12 protein-coding genes are annotated in these 14,615 nt (G+C 72.3%); 7 read left to right on the plus strand and 5 right to left on the minus strand.

Going from position 1 to position 14,615, the window contains the following annotated elements:
• Positions 1 to 65 precede the first annotated feature (65 nt).
• Both RGQ06_RS00370 and RGQ06_RS00375 read right to left on the minus strand, forming a co-directional pair.
• Positions 66 to 929 carry a MaoC/PaaZ C-terminal domain-containing protein gene (locus RGQ06_RS00370; RefSeq protein ID WP_432428218.1) on the minus strand — a complete coding sequence of 288 codons (864 nt, stop codon included), beginning with the start codon at positions 927 to 929 and terminating at the stop codon, positions 66 to 68.
• Positions 930 to 932: 3 nt separating this feature from the next.
• Positions 933 to 1,838, minus strand: a complete 906-nt coding sequence (locus RGQ06_RS00375; RefSeq protein ID WP_432428219.1) for an SDR family oxidoreductase — start codon at positions 1,836 to 1,838, stop codon at positions 933 to 935.
• Between the two features lie 153 nt (positions 1,839 to 1,991).
• On the opposite strand from RGQ06_RS00375, the gene RGQ06_RS00380 reads away from it, so the two are divergent.
• From RGQ06_RS00380 to RGQ06_RS00400, 5 genes are all read left to right on the plus strand, one after another.
• Entirely contained in the window at positions 1,992 to 3,650 is a 1,659-nt protein-coding gene (locus tag RGQ06_RS00380) for a VanW family protein (RefSeq protein WP_432428220.1), read from the plus strand.
• 94 nt (positions 3,651 to 3,744) lie between these two features.
• Entirely contained in the window at positions 3,745 to 5,115 is a 1,371-nt protein-coding gene (locus RGQ06_RS00385) for a wax ester/triacylglycerol synthase domain-containing protein (protein ID WP_432428221.1), read from the plus strand.
• A gap of 26 nt (positions 5,116 to 5,141) precedes the next feature.
• Entirely contained in the window at positions 5,142 to 6,362 is a 1,221-nt protein-coding gene (locus tag RGQ06_RS00390; protein ID WP_432428222.1) for a geranylgeranyl reductase family protein, read from the plus strand.
• Positions 6,363 to 6,394: 32 nt separating this feature from the next.
• Positions 6,395 to 7,363: an NAD(P)H-dependent flavin oxidoreductase gene (locus RGQ06_RS00395; protein WP_432428223.1), complete on the plus strand. Its 969-nt coding sequence runs from the start codon at positions 6,395 to 6,397 to the stop codon at positions 7,361 to 7,363.
• A 37-nt stretch (positions 7,364 to 7,400) separates the two neighbouring features.
• Positions 7,401 to 8,660, plus strand: coding sequence for a hypothetical protein (locus RGQ06_RS00400; RefSeq protein WP_432428224.1), 1,260 nt, complete (start codon positions 7,401 to 7,403; stop codon positions 8,658 to 8,660).
• Between the two features lie 23 nt (positions 8,661 to 8,683).
• Here RGQ06_RS00400 and RGQ06_RS00405 read toward each other — a convergent pair whose 3' ends face one another.
• Positions 8,684 to 9,148 (minus strand): hypothetical protein, encoded by a 465-nt coding sequence (locus RGQ06_RS00405; protein ID WP_432428225.1) that lies wholly within the window; start codon positions 9,146 to 9,148, stop codon positions 8,684 to 8,686.
• 50 nt (positions 9,149 to 9,198) lie between these two features.
• On the minus strand, positions 9,199 to 10,359 hold the full coding sequence (locus tag RGQ06_RS00410; RefSeq protein WP_432428226.1) for an acyl-CoA dehydrogenase family protein: 1,161 nt from the start codon (positions 10,357 to 10,359) through the stop codon (positions 9,199 to 9,201).
• Positions 10,360 to 10,529: 170 nt separating this feature from the next.
• Between RGQ06_RS00410 and RGQ06_RS00415 the strand changes: the two genes are divergently transcribed.
• Positions 10,530 to 11,471: a sigma-70 family RNA polymerase sigma factor gene (locus RGQ06_RS00415; RefSeq protein WP_432428227.1), complete on the plus strand. Its 942-nt coding sequence runs from the start codon at positions 10,530 to 10,532 to the stop codon at positions 11,469 to 11,471.
• Positions 11,472 to 11,604: 133 nt separating this feature from the next.
• Here RGQ06_RS00415 and RGQ06_RS00420 read toward each other — a convergent pair whose 3' ends face one another.
• Entirely contained in the window at positions 11,605 to 12,879 is a 1,275-nt protein-coding gene (locus RGQ06_RS00420) for an MFS transporter (RefSeq protein ID WP_432428247.1), read from the minus strand.
• 69 nt (positions 12,880 to 12,948) lie between these two features.
• Here RGQ06_RS00420 and RGQ06_RS00425 point away from each other — a divergent pair, with 69 nt between their 5' ends.
• Positions 12,949 to 14,598 (plus strand): AMP-binding protein, encoded by a 1,650-nt coding sequence (locus RGQ06_RS00425; protein ID WP_432428228.1) that lies wholly within the window; start codon positions 12,949 to 12,951, stop codon positions 14,596 to 14,598.
• Positions 14,599 to 14,615 lie beyond the last annotated feature (17 nt).

Consider the following 14,615-nt stretch of genomic DNA (forward strand, 5'->3'; position numbering starts at 1 on the left):
GGGGGGCTCCCAGGTTAGGGAGCCCCCCGGACTGAACCGAATCTGAACCCGACATGGTGGTCTGCTCAGGTGTAGGAGCAGGTCCCCTTGTCGAGCACCACGCGGCCGTCGCTGCCCTCGGTCTGGAAGACGGCTGTGCTCGCGCCATCGGGGCCGTCGCCGGTGCGCCACACCTTCACGGTGAGGTCCTCGCCGGGCAGGACCGGCGAGGAGAAGCGGCCGTACATGGAGCGTAACCGGGCCGAGTCCCCGTCGCAGAGGGCCCGGAGCAGACCGCGACCGGTGAAGCCGTAGGTGCACAGGCCGTGCAGGATCGGCCGGTCGAAGCCGCCCATCGCCGCGAACTGCGGGTCGGCGTGCAAGGGGTTGCGATCGCCCGACAGGCGGTAGATCAGCGCCTGCTCGGGGCGGGTCGTGTAGGTCACGACCTCATCGGGGTCGCCGTCGGGGCGCTCCCACTCGAGCGCCGGCCCGGAGTCCCCGCCCCAGCCGCCCTCACCGCGGATGAAGGCCGACATGGTCTTGGAGAAGAGGGGCTCGCCGTCGGAGACGAGCGTGGAGGTCGCCTCGCTGACCACCACCGCGCCCTTGCCCTTGTCGTAGATGCCGGTGATCTCGCTCACCGTCTCGATCTCGCCCTCGACCGGGATCTCCCGGTGCAGGGAGATCTGCTGCTCGCCGTGCACCAGCATCGCCGGGTTGAAGCTGCCGATCTGGGCGAAGGCCCCGCCGCCACCACCGAGGACGACCGCCATCGTGGGCAGCACCCTCTGGTCGATGTCGGTGGAGTTCTCCGTCGTGTACTGCAGCTCCTCGAGGGGCTCCTGGCCGGCGCCCACGCCGACGGCGTAGAGGAGGGCGTCCTTGGAGGTCCAGGACTGACGTGTCGGTTCGCTCTTGGCGCCGACGGCATCGGGGTTGATGGGCACGTCCTACTCCTCGTCGTAGCCGGACATGTTGGCGTTCGGCCGGGCCTCGGAGACGATGCGCTTGACGTCGTCGGCCAGGGCGGCCGGATCGTCGCTCGGCAGCTCGATGGTGGGGCCCCGGTGCCAGCCCTCGGACACCGACAGCGCCCGGCCGGACACGTCGAAGACCCGTCCGGTGACGTCCTTGGAGTCAGCGCTGGCGAGCCACACCACGATCGGGGCGATGTAGCGCGGCGACATGCGCTCCTTCTGCTCCTCCGGGAGCTGGCCCATCCCGAGGTTCTCGGTCATGCGGGTCAGCGCGGCGGGGGCGATGGCGTTGACCGTGACGCCGTAGCGGCCCAGCTCCTTGGCCGCGATGATCGTGAAGCTGGCGATGCCGGCCTTGGCCGCGCCGTAGTTGGTCTGGCCCACGTTGCCGTAGATGCCCGAGGGCGACGACGTGTTGATGATGCGCCCGTCGACCTCGTTGCCGGCCTTGGACTGCTCCCGCCAGTAGGCGGCGGCGTGGCGGCTCGGGGCGAAGGTGCCCTTGAGGTGCACCTGGATCACCGCGTCCCACTCGGCCTCGGTCATGTTGGTGAGCATCCGGTCCCGCAGGATGCCGGCGTTGTTGATCAGCACGTCGAGGCGGCCGAAGTGCTCCACGGCCTGGTTGATCAGGCGCTCGGCGCCGTCCCAGCTCGAGATGTCGTCGGTGTTGGCGACCGCCTCGCCACCCATGGCCGTGATCTCGTCGACCACCTGCTGGGCCGGACCGGCGTCGTCGCCGGTGCCGTCCATCGAGCCGCCGAGGTCGTTCACCACGACCTTGGCCCCCTGCTCGGCGAGCATGAGGGAGTGCTCGCGGCCGATCCCCCGTCCGGCTCCGGTCACGATCGCGACCCGTCCGTCACAGATGCCACTCATGAAGTGTGTGTCCCTTCTCGTCTCCTCGCCGGTTCTCGGTCGAGGGCCGCGTGACCATAGGCACGCGACGTCGGCGCCGTCATGTACGTCAACGGATCGTCATCGGTCTCGACTACGTCGGCCTCGGAACCGCGTGCCAGGGTTGCCCGTCGTATGGGTCGTGGGCGACAGCTGATCTGGGCGGGTGCGATCGCCCCCGTCGCTGCGATCCTCCTGGTCGTCGCCGCCTGGGCGATCGACACCGGTGTCGCCGGCGGCGAGGTGGCCCGCAACGTCGAGCTGGCCGGCACCGACATCGGCGGGCGCAGCGCCAACGAGCTGCTCGAGCACGTCCGGGCCCTCGATGCCGAGATGCACGGCCGGCCGGTGCGCATCATCACGCCCGACCAGACCTACGAGACGACGGCCGGCGAGATCGGGCTGTCCATCGACACGCGCCGGACCGCCAGCCTCGCCCTCGACGTCGGTCGCACCGATCCCCTGCCGATCCGCCCCCTCGCCTGGGTCGCCAGCTTCCTCGAGGCCCGGGTGTCCGACGTGCGCTACGACGTCGACGCCGAGACGGCCCGCTCCACCATCCGCGCGCTCGAGGGCGACTCGCTGGTCGCCCCGCAGGAGCCCACCATCCAATCCCTGGACGGCGAGCCGTTCCGCGCCGTCCCCGGTCGCCCCGGCTCCGGCATCGACCCCGATGCGCTGGTCGTGGCCCTCGAGGCCGCCGCCGCGGACCAGCCGGTGCACGAGGCCGTCACGGTGTCCATCCGGCCCTCCGAGCTGGCGCCCATGCTCGACGACAGCGTCGCCGAGGCCGCTGCGGAGACGGCGAACGAGATGACCGACGAGACGATCTCGGTCACGGCGGCGGATCGCACGATCGACCTGGTCCCGCGGGAGCTGCGCCAGCTCGCCCAGGTCTCCGAGGTCGACGACGGGATCACCGTCTCACTCCCGCCCGAGGGGGTGCTCGGCGTGCTCGAGGCCGAGTTCGGCGACCTGGCCGTCGAGCCGCGCAGCGCCAGCTTCTCGGTGTCGGGCGGCCAGGTGCAGCTCCAGCCCGCCGTCACCGGGCTCACGTGCTGCTCACCCGAGTCGGCACAGACCGTCGTCGACGCGTTCGCCGCCGGGATCACCTCGGTCGAGATCGACCTGCAGGAGACGGAGCCGGCGGTCACGACCGAGGAGGCGGAGGCCTACGGCATCGTCGAGGAGGTCGGCAGCCCGAACGAGTTCGGCCCGACGACGCGACACGCCTGCTGCCAGAACCGGGTGACGAACATCCATCGCATCGCCGACATCATCCGCGGGGTGGTCATCCCACCCGGCGGCTCCTTCTCGGTGAACGACTACGTCGGTCGCCGCACCATCGAGAAGGGCTTCGTGTCCGACGGGGTCATCTACGACGGCGTGCTCACCGAGGACGTCGGCGGGGGCATCAGCCAGTTCGCCACCACGTTCTTCAACGCCGCCCTGTTCGCCGGCCTCGAGTTCGGTGAGTACCAGAGCCACAGCCTCTACATCTCCCGCTACCCCCGGGGGCACGAGGCCACGATCTCGTTCCCGGCCCCTGATCTGGTGATCGAGAACCCGAGCCCGTACGGCGTGCTCGTCTGGCCCGAGTACACGAGCACCTCGATCACCGTGCGGCTCTTCAGCACGACCTGGGCCCAGGTGTCCGTGGGCGAGCCCACGCCGAGCCCGCAGGGCAACTGCACCCGGTGGACCACCCCCCGGACCCGCACCTATCCCGACGGCTCCACCGAGACGGACACGGTCGCTGCCGTCTACCGTCCCGAGGAGGGCGTGAGCTGCTGAGCCGGCTCCCGAACAGGGACATCTGACCCTGGCGACGAACGTTGCCCCGGTGCACCCTCAGACCCCGGGAGCGACGATGCAGTACGAGACACGGATGAGCGACAGCGATGCGCTCATGTGGAACATCGAGAAGGACCCGATCCTGCGATCCACGATCACCGCGGTCGCGGTGCTGGACCGCCGGCCCGACCGGGAGGCCCTGCTCCACCGGATCGATCGCGGCACCCGGCTGATCCCCCGGATGCGCCAGCGGGTGATCGGCAACCCGTACTCCATCGCCCCGCCCCGGTGGGAGGTCGACCCGTACTTCGACCTCCGCTACCACGTCCGGTTCCTGAACGCCGGCGGGAACGGGACGCTGCGCGACGTGCTCGACATCGCCGAACCCATGGGGATGCAGGGCTTCGACCGGGCCCGGCCGCTGTGGGAGTTCGTGATCGTCGAGGGCCTCGAGGGCGACCGGGCCGCGATCATCCAGAAGATCCACCACGCCATCACCGACGGGGTCGGCGGCATGCAGATGGTGATGACGATGATCGACCTCGAGCGCGAGCCGGCGCCGACCGATGAGGAGATGCCCCCGGCACCCGAGGCCGAGCACATGGGACCGCTGCGGCGCACCGCCGACGCCTTCGGCCACGTCCGGCGCCGCAACCTCGGCATCGCCCGCCGGGCCGGCGGCAACCTCGTCGCCGCCGCATCGACGGCGGCGTCGCACCCGGCCGCCGTCGTGGCCGGCCTCGGCGCCACCGCCGGGTCGGTGGGACGGCTCCTCGCCCCGACGCCGACCCCGCTCAGCCCGATCATGACCGGGCGTTCGATGTCGTTCCGGTTCCAGACGCTCACGTTCCCGCTCCCGGACCTGAAGGCCGCGGCCAAGGCGTCGTCCGGGACCCTCAACGACGCCTTCGTCGTCGCGGTCGCCGGCGGGCTGCGGCGGTACCACCAGCGCCACGGCACGGACGTCGAGTCCCTGCGGATGACGATGCCCATCAACATCCGCACCGAGGACACCAGCGACGTGGCGGGCAACCAGTTCGTCCCGGCCCGCTTCGTCGTCCCGGTCGCGATCGACGACGTGACCGAGCACATCCGGGCGATCCACGAGCTGGTCGACCAGCAGCGCCACGAGCCGGCCAACGCGCTGGTCGAACCCCTCGCCGTCGTGCTGAACCGGTTGCCGACCACGGCAGTCACCGCCCTGTTCGGATCGATGATCAAGGGCTCGGACTTCACGACCTCGAACGTGCCCGGGGCGCCGATCCCGATCTACATCGCCGGCGCCCGGGTGGAGTCCATGATCCCCTTCGGTCCCCTCGTCGGGGTGGCCGTCAACGTGACCCTCCTGTCGAACCTCGACGACGTCCACGTCGGGATCAACTCCGACATGGCGGCCGTGCCCGACCCCGAGGTGCTGCTCGAGTGCCTGCAGGAGTCCTTCGAGGCCGTCCTGAAGCAGGCGTGACCTCCCGCGCTCAATAGCCTGCGCTCGTGCTGACCTGTGACGTCGTCGTCGTCGGCGCCGGACCGGCCGGGTCCAGCGCGGCCACGAGCCTGGCTCGCGCCGGCCGGGAGGTCCTCCTCGTCGACAAGGCCACCTTCCCGCGCGACAAGTGCTGCGGTGACGGCCTCACCGCGCTGGCCCTGCGCCTCGCCGAGCGCCTCGGCCTCGACCCCACGACCCTCCCGTCGTGGACGACGGTCGACAGCGCCGTGGTGTCGGGCCCGTCGGGCCACGCCGTGCGGTTCCCGCTGCCGGAGGGCCCCGGCACCCACGCCGCCGTGGTCCGTCGCAGCGAGCTCGACGCCGCGCTCGTCGACCTCGCCCGGGAGGCCGGCGCCAAGGTCCTCGACGGCCACGCCATGGTCGGCATCGCCGAGCACGACGACCGGGTGGTCCTCGACGTGGCCGGCCTCGGCGAGGTCCACGCCCGGTACGCCGTCGCCGCGGATGGGATGTGGTCCCCGACCCGCCGCGCCCTCGGGCTGAGCGTGCCCGGCTACCGGGGTGAGTGGCACGCCTTCCGCGCCTACTTCCGCGACGTGTCCGAGACGGCCCAGCGCGACCTGTGCGTGTGGTTCGAGGCCGATCTGCTCCCGGGCTACGCCTGGTCGTTCCCCGTCGGCGACGGCACCGCCAACTTCGGCTTCGGCATCCAGCGGGGCGGCAAGGTCGCCGTCGGCGACATGAAGCAGGTGTGGGACGACCTGCTCGCCCGGCCCGCCATCCGCGAGGTCCTGGGCCCCGACGCCGTCCCCGAGGCCCGGTTCACGGCCTGGCCCATCCCGGCCCGCGTCCACGACATGGCGCGCACCGCCCGGCGGACGTTCTTCGTGGGCGACGCCGTCGCCGCCACCGACGTGATGACGGGCGAGGGCATCGGCCAGGCGATCCTCACCGGGATGCTGGCCGCCGAGGCCATCGAGGAGACCGGGCCCCACGGCGCCCGCGTCGCCACCGACCGCTACGCGGCCGCGGTCGACCACCACCTCGTCGCCGACCACCACGTCAGCGCCCTGCTCGTACGGGCGCTCCGCCACCGCAAGGGCGCCCGCGCCGCCATCCGCGTCGCCGGCCTCACCCCGTGGACCCGCCGCAACTTCGCCCGGTGGCTGTTCGAGGACTACCCGCGCGCCATCGTCGGCACGCCCTCCCGCTGGCACCGGGGCGTGTTCACCGGGCCCGGCGCCTACGCCGACCCCCCTGCTTGACCGCTCGGTCAACGCCTGGCCACGATGCCGGGATGCGCACGCGACTGACCGACATCCTCGACATCGAGCACCCGGTGATGCTCGCCGGCATGGGTGGGGTGTCCTACTCCGACCTGGTCGTGGCGGTGTCCGAGGCCGGCGGGTTCGGCTGCCTCGGCGCCTCGACGATGTCCGACGACGAGCTCGACGCCGAGATGGCCGATGTCCGGTCCCGCACCGACAAGCCCTACGGGGTCGACCTGCTCACCGCCGCCGGGGACCAGACGGCGAAGGTCGAGCGCATCATCGCCGCCGGCGCCACGGTCTACGTGGCCGGCCTCGGCGTGCCCCGGGAGGTCATCGACCTGTGCCACGCCAAGGGCGTGCTGGTCATGAACATGTGCGGCAAGGTGCGCCACGCCGTCGACGCCGTCGAGGCCGGCTGCGACATCGTCGTGGCCCAGGGCACCGAGGCCGGCGGGCACACCGGTCGCATCGCCACCAACACGCTGGTGCCGCTCATCGTCGACGCCGTCGGCGACCGGGTCCCCGTCGTCGCCGCCGGCGGCATCTTCGACGGGCGCGGCCTGGCATCGGCCCTCACCCTCGGGGCCGACGGCATCTGGGTCGGCACCCGCTTCATCGCCACGCCGGAGGCGCACACCGTCGAGGGCTACAAGGAGAAGCTGGTCGCCATGGCCGAGGACGACACCACCGTCTCGCGCGCCTACACCGGCAAGACCTGCCGCGTGGTGCGCAACCGCTACACCGAGGAGTTCGAGGCCGCCGGCGGCCAGGCCGAGCCGTTCCCGATGCAGTACATCAAGTCGGTGCAGGACGGCGCGAACCACCTCGGCGCCGAGGGCCGGCCGGAGGGCTTCGACCCGGACAAGGAGTTCTGGCCGGCCGGCCAGGGCGCCGGCGGCATCCAGGACCTGGTGCCGGCCGCCGAGCTGGTCGAGCGCTTCGTGGCCGAGGCCGAGCAGGCGCTCGCCCGGGCCCAGGGCGCGGTCACCGCGTAGGCACGGACGGGGTCACGGCACCCCCGTACCGACCCTGGTGCCCGCCCTCGTCGAGACCGCCGTCGTCCGCCGGCACGACCCGAGCAGCGGCGACTGGGCCGAGGTGCGCTCCGACGGGCGCCGCATCGTCGTGGCGTCCGGCGGGACCGGGAACCGACTCGATCCAGGTCGCCGCGTCCGCCGGAGCGGCTGGGAGATCCGCCGCATCGGCGACCAGCTCGAGCTGCTGTCCACCTGGCCGGTGCCCGAGCTGGTCACGCACCGGATCGGCGAGCACGTCGCCCAGCTCGGCGACGACGTGGCCCGGGCCGGCGGCACCCCGGACCAGGACCTTGCCGCTGTCACCGACGCCGTCGCGGCCCTCCTCGACGAGGGCGGACCGGCCGGCCCCGCACCCCTCGACGCCCTGCTGTGGGCCCGGGCCTACCCGCTGCTGCGGGTCCCCATCGAGCAGGGCGCCCACCTCGACGCCGTGCCCGTGGCGCTGGACCAGGTGCTCCGGGCCGCCGACGCCCGCCGCGCCGCCCGCCGCGCCTTCGGCCGGGTCACCCGTCCTCTGGTGCGGGCCCTCGCCACCAGCCTCCTGCCGGCGCCGGACGGCCGCGTGCCGTTCGAGCCGGCGCTGCTCGCCCTCATGGCCAGCCCCTGGTGCGAGCCCGAGCAGCTCACCGAGCTGCTCGGCCGCCAGCCGCACCGACCGGGCGCGGTGGCCTTCGACGTCGGCGAGGTCGACCGCGCCCGGTCCATGTTCGAGGGCGTCTCGTCCCGCCGGATCGCCACCCGGTTGGGCCGCGCCCTCACCGAGCCCGACGGGCTCCGGACCCTCGCCACCGACCTCGCCACCTGGGTGCCGCCGTCCAGCGAACCCCGGCCCGGGCCGGCACGACCGGCGAGGGCACCTGCGGCTGTGCTCGCCCCGCCCGCCCGCACCGACGTGCCCCTGCGCCACCCGCCGGCCCTCCAGGCCGTCGACGGCCTGGAGGTCGGGCACCGCCGGCTCGTCCTGCCCCGCACTGCCGACGAGCTGGTCGAGTGGGGCGCGGTGCTGGACAACTGCCTCGGCGGCTTCCGCCACGCGGTCGCCGCCGAGCGCACCCACGTGCTCGGCGTCGTCGTCGGCGGGCGGCTCCGCTGGGCGGTGGAGGTCACCCGGGCCGGCGTCCTCCGGCAGTTCGAGGGCGCCGGCAACCGCCAGGCGCCGGAGCACGTGGCCCAGCCGGTGCTCGCCGCGCTCCGGTCCCACGGCATCGTGCGCGCCGACGGCCGGCGGGGGTACTCGCTGATGGCGCCCCGCTGAACGGAGCGGTCGGTGCGGCCGGGCTACGCGCCGAGGCGCTTGCGGGCCGCCGCCGAGCGCTCGATGAGGTGCGGCGGGATGGAGACGCCGTTGACGACCGGGGCCTCGCCGCCGAGCGCCTCGCCCTCGCCCTCGGCTTCGGACTCGTCGACCTCGGGCTCGTCGAAGGCGCCGGACTCGAGTGCCCGGCGGCGCTTCTCGACCATCTCGTCGTACTGCTTGGCCGGCACCAGGTGCTCGCGGTTGATGGAGCCCAGGTTCACGCCGTTGGCGAACATGACGTGGTATCGGATCCACAGGTCCCAGCCGTTGACCAGGACGACCTTTCCCGGGGTGCCCTCGGGGACGCCGGGCAGCGGCGTGAAGGCCCGGACCTTGGACTTGCGCTTCAGCTCGCCGTCGTTGCCGATCTCTGCGGCGATCAGGGCGGGATCGACGTCGTCGCGGGTCGCGGGCTCGGGTGCCACCTCGGGCTCGACCAGGGTCATGAGCCCAATGCTGGCACGGCGGCCGCCACGGTGCGGAACCCGCGGGGCGCTCAGCCCCGTCGAGCGTCCGCCCAGCTCCTGCCCGCCTCGACGTCGATGTCGTGGGGCAGGCCGAGGACGCGTTCGGCGACGATGTTGCGCTGCACGTCGCCGGTGCCGCCGCCCACCGTGAGGGCGGGCGAGAACAGGTAGCCCCAGTGCCAGCCCCAGAGGTCGGGGGCGCCGCCGGCGCGCTGGTGCTCGAGCATGCCGTGCGGGCCGGCGAGGTCCTTGGCCAGCTCCATGATCCGCTGGCCGTGCTCGTCGGCGAGGATCTTGCGGATCGACGCCTCCGGCCCGGGCTGCTCACCCCGGATGCGGGCGGTCACGGTGCGCAACCGGATGAGGCGCAGCAGCTCGGCCTCGATGTGCAGCTGGGCCAGGTGGTCGCGCCGGACCGGGTCGTCGCAGCCGCCGCCGCCCCGGACCTCGTCGAGCAGGTCGGACGCGGCGGGACCCATGCCCCACAGGGCCCCTCCGGAGGACAGCGACACCCGCTCGTTGCCGAGGGTGACCTTGGCCAGCGACCAACCGCCGTGGACGTCGCCGACCCGGTTGGCGTCGGGGATGCGCACGTCGGTGAGGAACACCTCGTTGAACGTGTGGCCGCCGGTCATCTCGATGATCGGCCGGATCTCGATGCCCTCGGCGTCCATCGGGCAGATGAAGTAGGTGATGCCCTGGTGCTTGGCCACGTCCGGGTCGGTGCGGGCGATGAGGATGCCGAAGGCGGAGTGGTGGGCCAACGAGGTCCAGATCTTCTGCCCGTTGACGACCCATTCGTCCCCGTCGCGCACCGCCCGGGTGCCGAGGTTGGCCAGGTCGGAGCCGGCGCCGGGCTCGGAGAACAGCTGACACCAGATCTCCTCCCCGGCCAGCAGCGGGAACAGGTACCGCTCCTTCTGCTCCTGGGTGCCCGCGTGGAGGATGGTCGGGCCGGCCCATCCGATGCCGATCTGGTTGGAGGGCCGCTTCACCCCGGCGGCCGCCAGCTCCTCGTCCACGATGATCTGGTGGATCGGATCGGCGTCGAGGCCCCACGGGGCCGGCCAGTGCGGGGCGACGTAGCCGGCCTCGGCCAGCGCCCGGCCGGTGGGCTCGGGGTGCTCCGCGAGCCAGGCCCGCACGACGAGGCGCCGAGGGTCGTCGTGAGGTGGGAAGTCGAAGTCCACGACGGCACACTAGGAGTCGTCTCCGCTCCCCGATCCCGTCCGCTTTTCTTCCCTGTGCTCGCCCGTTTCGGGTTAGCATCGGAAGTCGGGCTCGTGCCGGTGCCACCAACCGGTTCCACTTCGGTGTACCCGAACGCAACTCGCCCCGCTCCTTGGAGGTCCTCGTTTCCGTGAGTCCCGCAGCACGCGCCACACGCTCAGGTGAGTCCGACGAGGACATCGTCAGGCTGTACCTGAACGACATCGGGCGCCACGCTCTGCTCACCAAGGAGGACGAGGCTCGCCTCGGCGCTCTGGTGCAGGCCGGTGTCGAGGCGCGCGAGCGCCTGGCCGCCGACGACGAGCTCTCCCCGTCGGAGAAGGCCAAGATGCGCCGTCAGGTGCGCGCCGGCGACCGGGCCACGGAGCAGTTCGTCAACGCGAACCTGCGCCTCGTGGTCTCCATCGCCAAGAAGTACCACCGCACCGAGCTGCCGCTGCTGGACCTCATCCAGGAGGGCAACCTCGGCCTGATCCACGCGGTGGAGAAGTTCGACCACCGCAAGGGCTTCAAGTTCTCCACCTACGCCACGTGGTGGATCCGCCAGGCCATCACCCGCGGCGTGGCCAACACCGCCCGCACGATCCGCCTCCCGGTGCACGCTCACGACCTGCTCAAGCAGATCGACAAGGCCCGCGGCATGCTCGAGTCCAAGCTCGGCCGCCCGCCCACACTGGACGAGCTCTCCGTCGAGGTCGGCCACCCGCCGGCCAAGATCGAGGAGATCCTCGCGTCGGCCCGCATCGCCAAGTCCCTCGACGACGGCTTGTCCGACGACGGCGACATGACCCTGGGTGACCTCGCCGCCGTGGCCGAGGACGACCCCGAGGGCGACGCCGTCACCGAGGCCACCCGCGGCGACGTGCTCGCCGGTCTCAAGGGCCTCGACGAGCGCGAGCAGCGCATCCTGATCCTGCGCTACGGCCTCGACGGCCACGAGCCGCGCACCCTCGACGAGGTCGGTCGCCACTTCGACCTCACCCGTGAGCGGATCCGCCAGATCGAAGCCCGAGCCATGTCGAAGCTGCGCCACCCGGCCAACGCCGGCATCCTCGCCGACCTCGCGAGCTAGGAACTGGCAGTGCTGGTGTAGCGCCGGCGCCCAGGAGCCGAGCCGCCAGGCGAGGCGACCCGTGGGCACGGGCCCTGCGGCGGCGCAGCCGCCGAACCGATCAGCAGGTGGGCGTGACCAACTGCGTCAGGTCCTAGACCGTGATCGATGCCCCGGCCCCGTCCGGGGCATCGTCGCGTGGTGCCCGGTAGCGGGCGAACCCGGGGAGGGCCCGGGCCAGCACCAGCATCACCACCACGCAGCCGAGCCCGCCCGAGACGATGGCGAAGTTCACCGAGGTGAACGAGGCCACCGACCCGGCCCGCAGATCGCCGAGGCGAGGCCCACCGCTCCAGATCGCCATGCCCACGCCCTCCATGCGCCCGACGAGCTCCGGCGGGCTCGCCAGCTGCAGGATCGCCTGGCGGGAGATGCCTGAGATCATGTCGGCCGCCCCGCCGACGGCGAGGGCGAGCAGGGACAGGGCGACCCCGTCCACCAGGCCGAACGCGGCGATGGCGAGGCCCCAGACGATGATGCAGACGGTGACCACCCGCCCGTGCGCGGTGACCCGGCGGGCCCAGCCGCTGGCCAGGCTGGCCACGAGCGACCCGGCGAAGGGCGCCGCGTAGAGCAACCCGAGCACGTGGGGTTGGTCCGGGAAGCGCAGCACCGCGACGGCGGGGAACAGGGCCACCGGGAGCGCCAGCACCATGGCGTTCAGGTCGGACACGAACGACCCGAGCAGCACCGGCTGGCGGCGCAGGTGCCGCATGCCGTCGACCACCAGCCCGAACGTGGGGTTCATCCCCACGATCTCGGGCCGGAGCGGGCGCATCCGGGAGATGACGACGGCGGCGATCACGAAGGTGGAGGCGTCCACGGCGTAGGCCCAGGTGGTGCCGACGCTGGCCAGCACGACACCGGCCAGGGCCGGTCCGGCGACGTGGGCCAGGCTGCTCGAGACGGCCTTGAGCGCCATGGCCGACGGGACGTGCTCCCGGCCCACGACGCGGATCACCGACGCCCGCTCGGCCGGGGCGCCGAGCGCGAACGCGCAGATGTCGATCGCACCGAACACGTAGATGGCGACCAGGTTCGGTTGGTCCAGCGTGGAGTTGACGACGAGGCCGAGGGTGCCGGTGAGGCCGAGGAGCTGGCACCCCACGATCCAGCGCCGGCGCTCGACCTTGTCGGCGATGGCCCCGCCGACCACGTTGAGCACCAGGAGCGGCACGAGGGTGACGGCGCCGAAGACGCCGATGGCCAGCGTGGACCCGGTCAGGTCGTAGATCTGGAACGGCACGGCCACCGTGGTGAAGGCGGAGCCGATCTGGCCCACGGCGGTGCCGGCGTACAGGTACCGGAAGTCGCGGGACCGCCGGAGGGGCGTGATGTCCACGGCGACGCCCGCCAGCCGCTGCCTCATCCCGCGCACCGGGGAACGCTACCGGTCGCTCGTGAGGAATCCGGACGGGTTCGTCCGTACGATCGCCCCATGCCCGGATGGAACTTCGCCGATGCCTGGGAGACGGTCGCCGAGACCCTCCCCGACGCCCCCGCCCTGCTACACGGCGACCTGGTCCGCTCCTGGAGCGACTTCGATGCCCGGGCCGACGGGGTCGCGGCGGCCCTCCTCGAGGCGGGCGTCACCGAGGGCACGAGCGTGGCCCAGTACCTCACCAACCGGCCCGAGTACCTCGAGGCCGTGTTCGCCGCGTTCAAGCTCGGTCTGGCCCCGGTGAACACCAACTACCGCTACGTCGAGGACGAGCTCCTCTACCTGTGGGACAACGCGGACTCCTCGGCCGTGGTCTTCGAGGGGCAGTTCACCGAGCGCATCGAGCACATCCGGGACCGGGTCCCCGACGTGCGGGTCTGGCTGTGGGTCGACGACGGTCACGGCGAGTGCCCGGACTGGGCCACGCCCTACGAGGCAGCCGCCACCAGCGGCGCGGGCCGCACGTCCGCGGCGTGGGGCCGCTCGGGCGACTCGCTCTACCTGCTGTACACGGGCGGCACCACGGGCATGCCCAAGGGCGTCATGTGGCGCAACGACGACCTGCTCCTCGTCCTGAACGACGGTGCGCCGCGGGCTCGCAAGCTGCCCGAGGACGTCGACCTCGACCACCTCCGCCAGGTCGTCTCCTCCCCCGGCATCCGCACCCTGCCGGCCTGCCCGCTCATGCACGGCACCGGCGCGTTCAACGCCTTCACCGCGCTGACCGTCGGCGGGTCGGTCGTCACGCTGACCAAGTCCAGCTTCGACGCCGTCGAGCTGCTCGACGCCGTCCAGGACAAGCAGGTGAACAACACCGCCATCGTCGGCGACGCCTTCGCCCGCCCGATCCTGGCCGCCCTCGACGCCCACAACTCGGGAGACGGGCCAGACCGCTGGGACATCTCCTCCCTGAAGGTCGTGGTCTCATCGGGCGTCATGTGGAGCCAGGCCACCAAGGACGGGCTCCTGCGCCACAACCCGAAGATGCTGCTCGTCGACACGCTCGGCTCCTCGGAGGCCATCGGCATGGCCAGCTCGGTCTCCAGCGGCTCCGGCGACGGCGCCAGCGCCGCCCGCACGGCCACGTTCACGCTGGGCCCGTCCACCAAGGTCATCGCCGACGACGGCACCGAGGTCCACCCGGGCGACGACGCCATCGGCAAGATCGCCATCCAGGGCCGAACCCCGGTCGGCTACTACAAGGACCCGGCCAAGTCGGCCGAGACCTTCGTGCGCATCGGCGACGCCACCTACTCCATGCCCGGCGACTACGCCCGGGTCGAGGCCGACGGCACCCTCGTGCTCCTCGGCCGCGGGTCGGTGTGCATCAACACCGGCGGCGAGAAGGTCTTCCCCGAAGAGGTCGAGGAAGCCCTGAAGGAGCACGCCGACGTCCGCGACGCCGTCGTGGTCGGGCTCCCCGACGAGCGCTTCGGCCAGGCCATCACCGCGGTGGTCGAGGTCGTGCCCGGCACCGACCCGAGCCCCGACGAGCTCATCGCCACGGTCAAGGCCCACCACGCCGCCTACAAGGCACCGAAGCGGATCGTGTTCGTGGACTCGCTGTCCCGGGCCGCGAACGGCAAGGTCGACTACAAGCGCTGGACCCGCCACGCCGCCGGGGTTTTGGGAGCGGACGAAGGGTGAGTCGTAGCCTCGCCGCC

Source organism: Salinilacustrithrix flava (genome assembly GCF_041228405.1).
In the GTDB taxonomy this organism is placed as follows: Bacteria; Actinomycetota; Acidimicrobiia; order Acidimicrobiales; family Salinilacustritrichaceae; genus Salinilacustrithrix; species Salinilacustrithrix flava.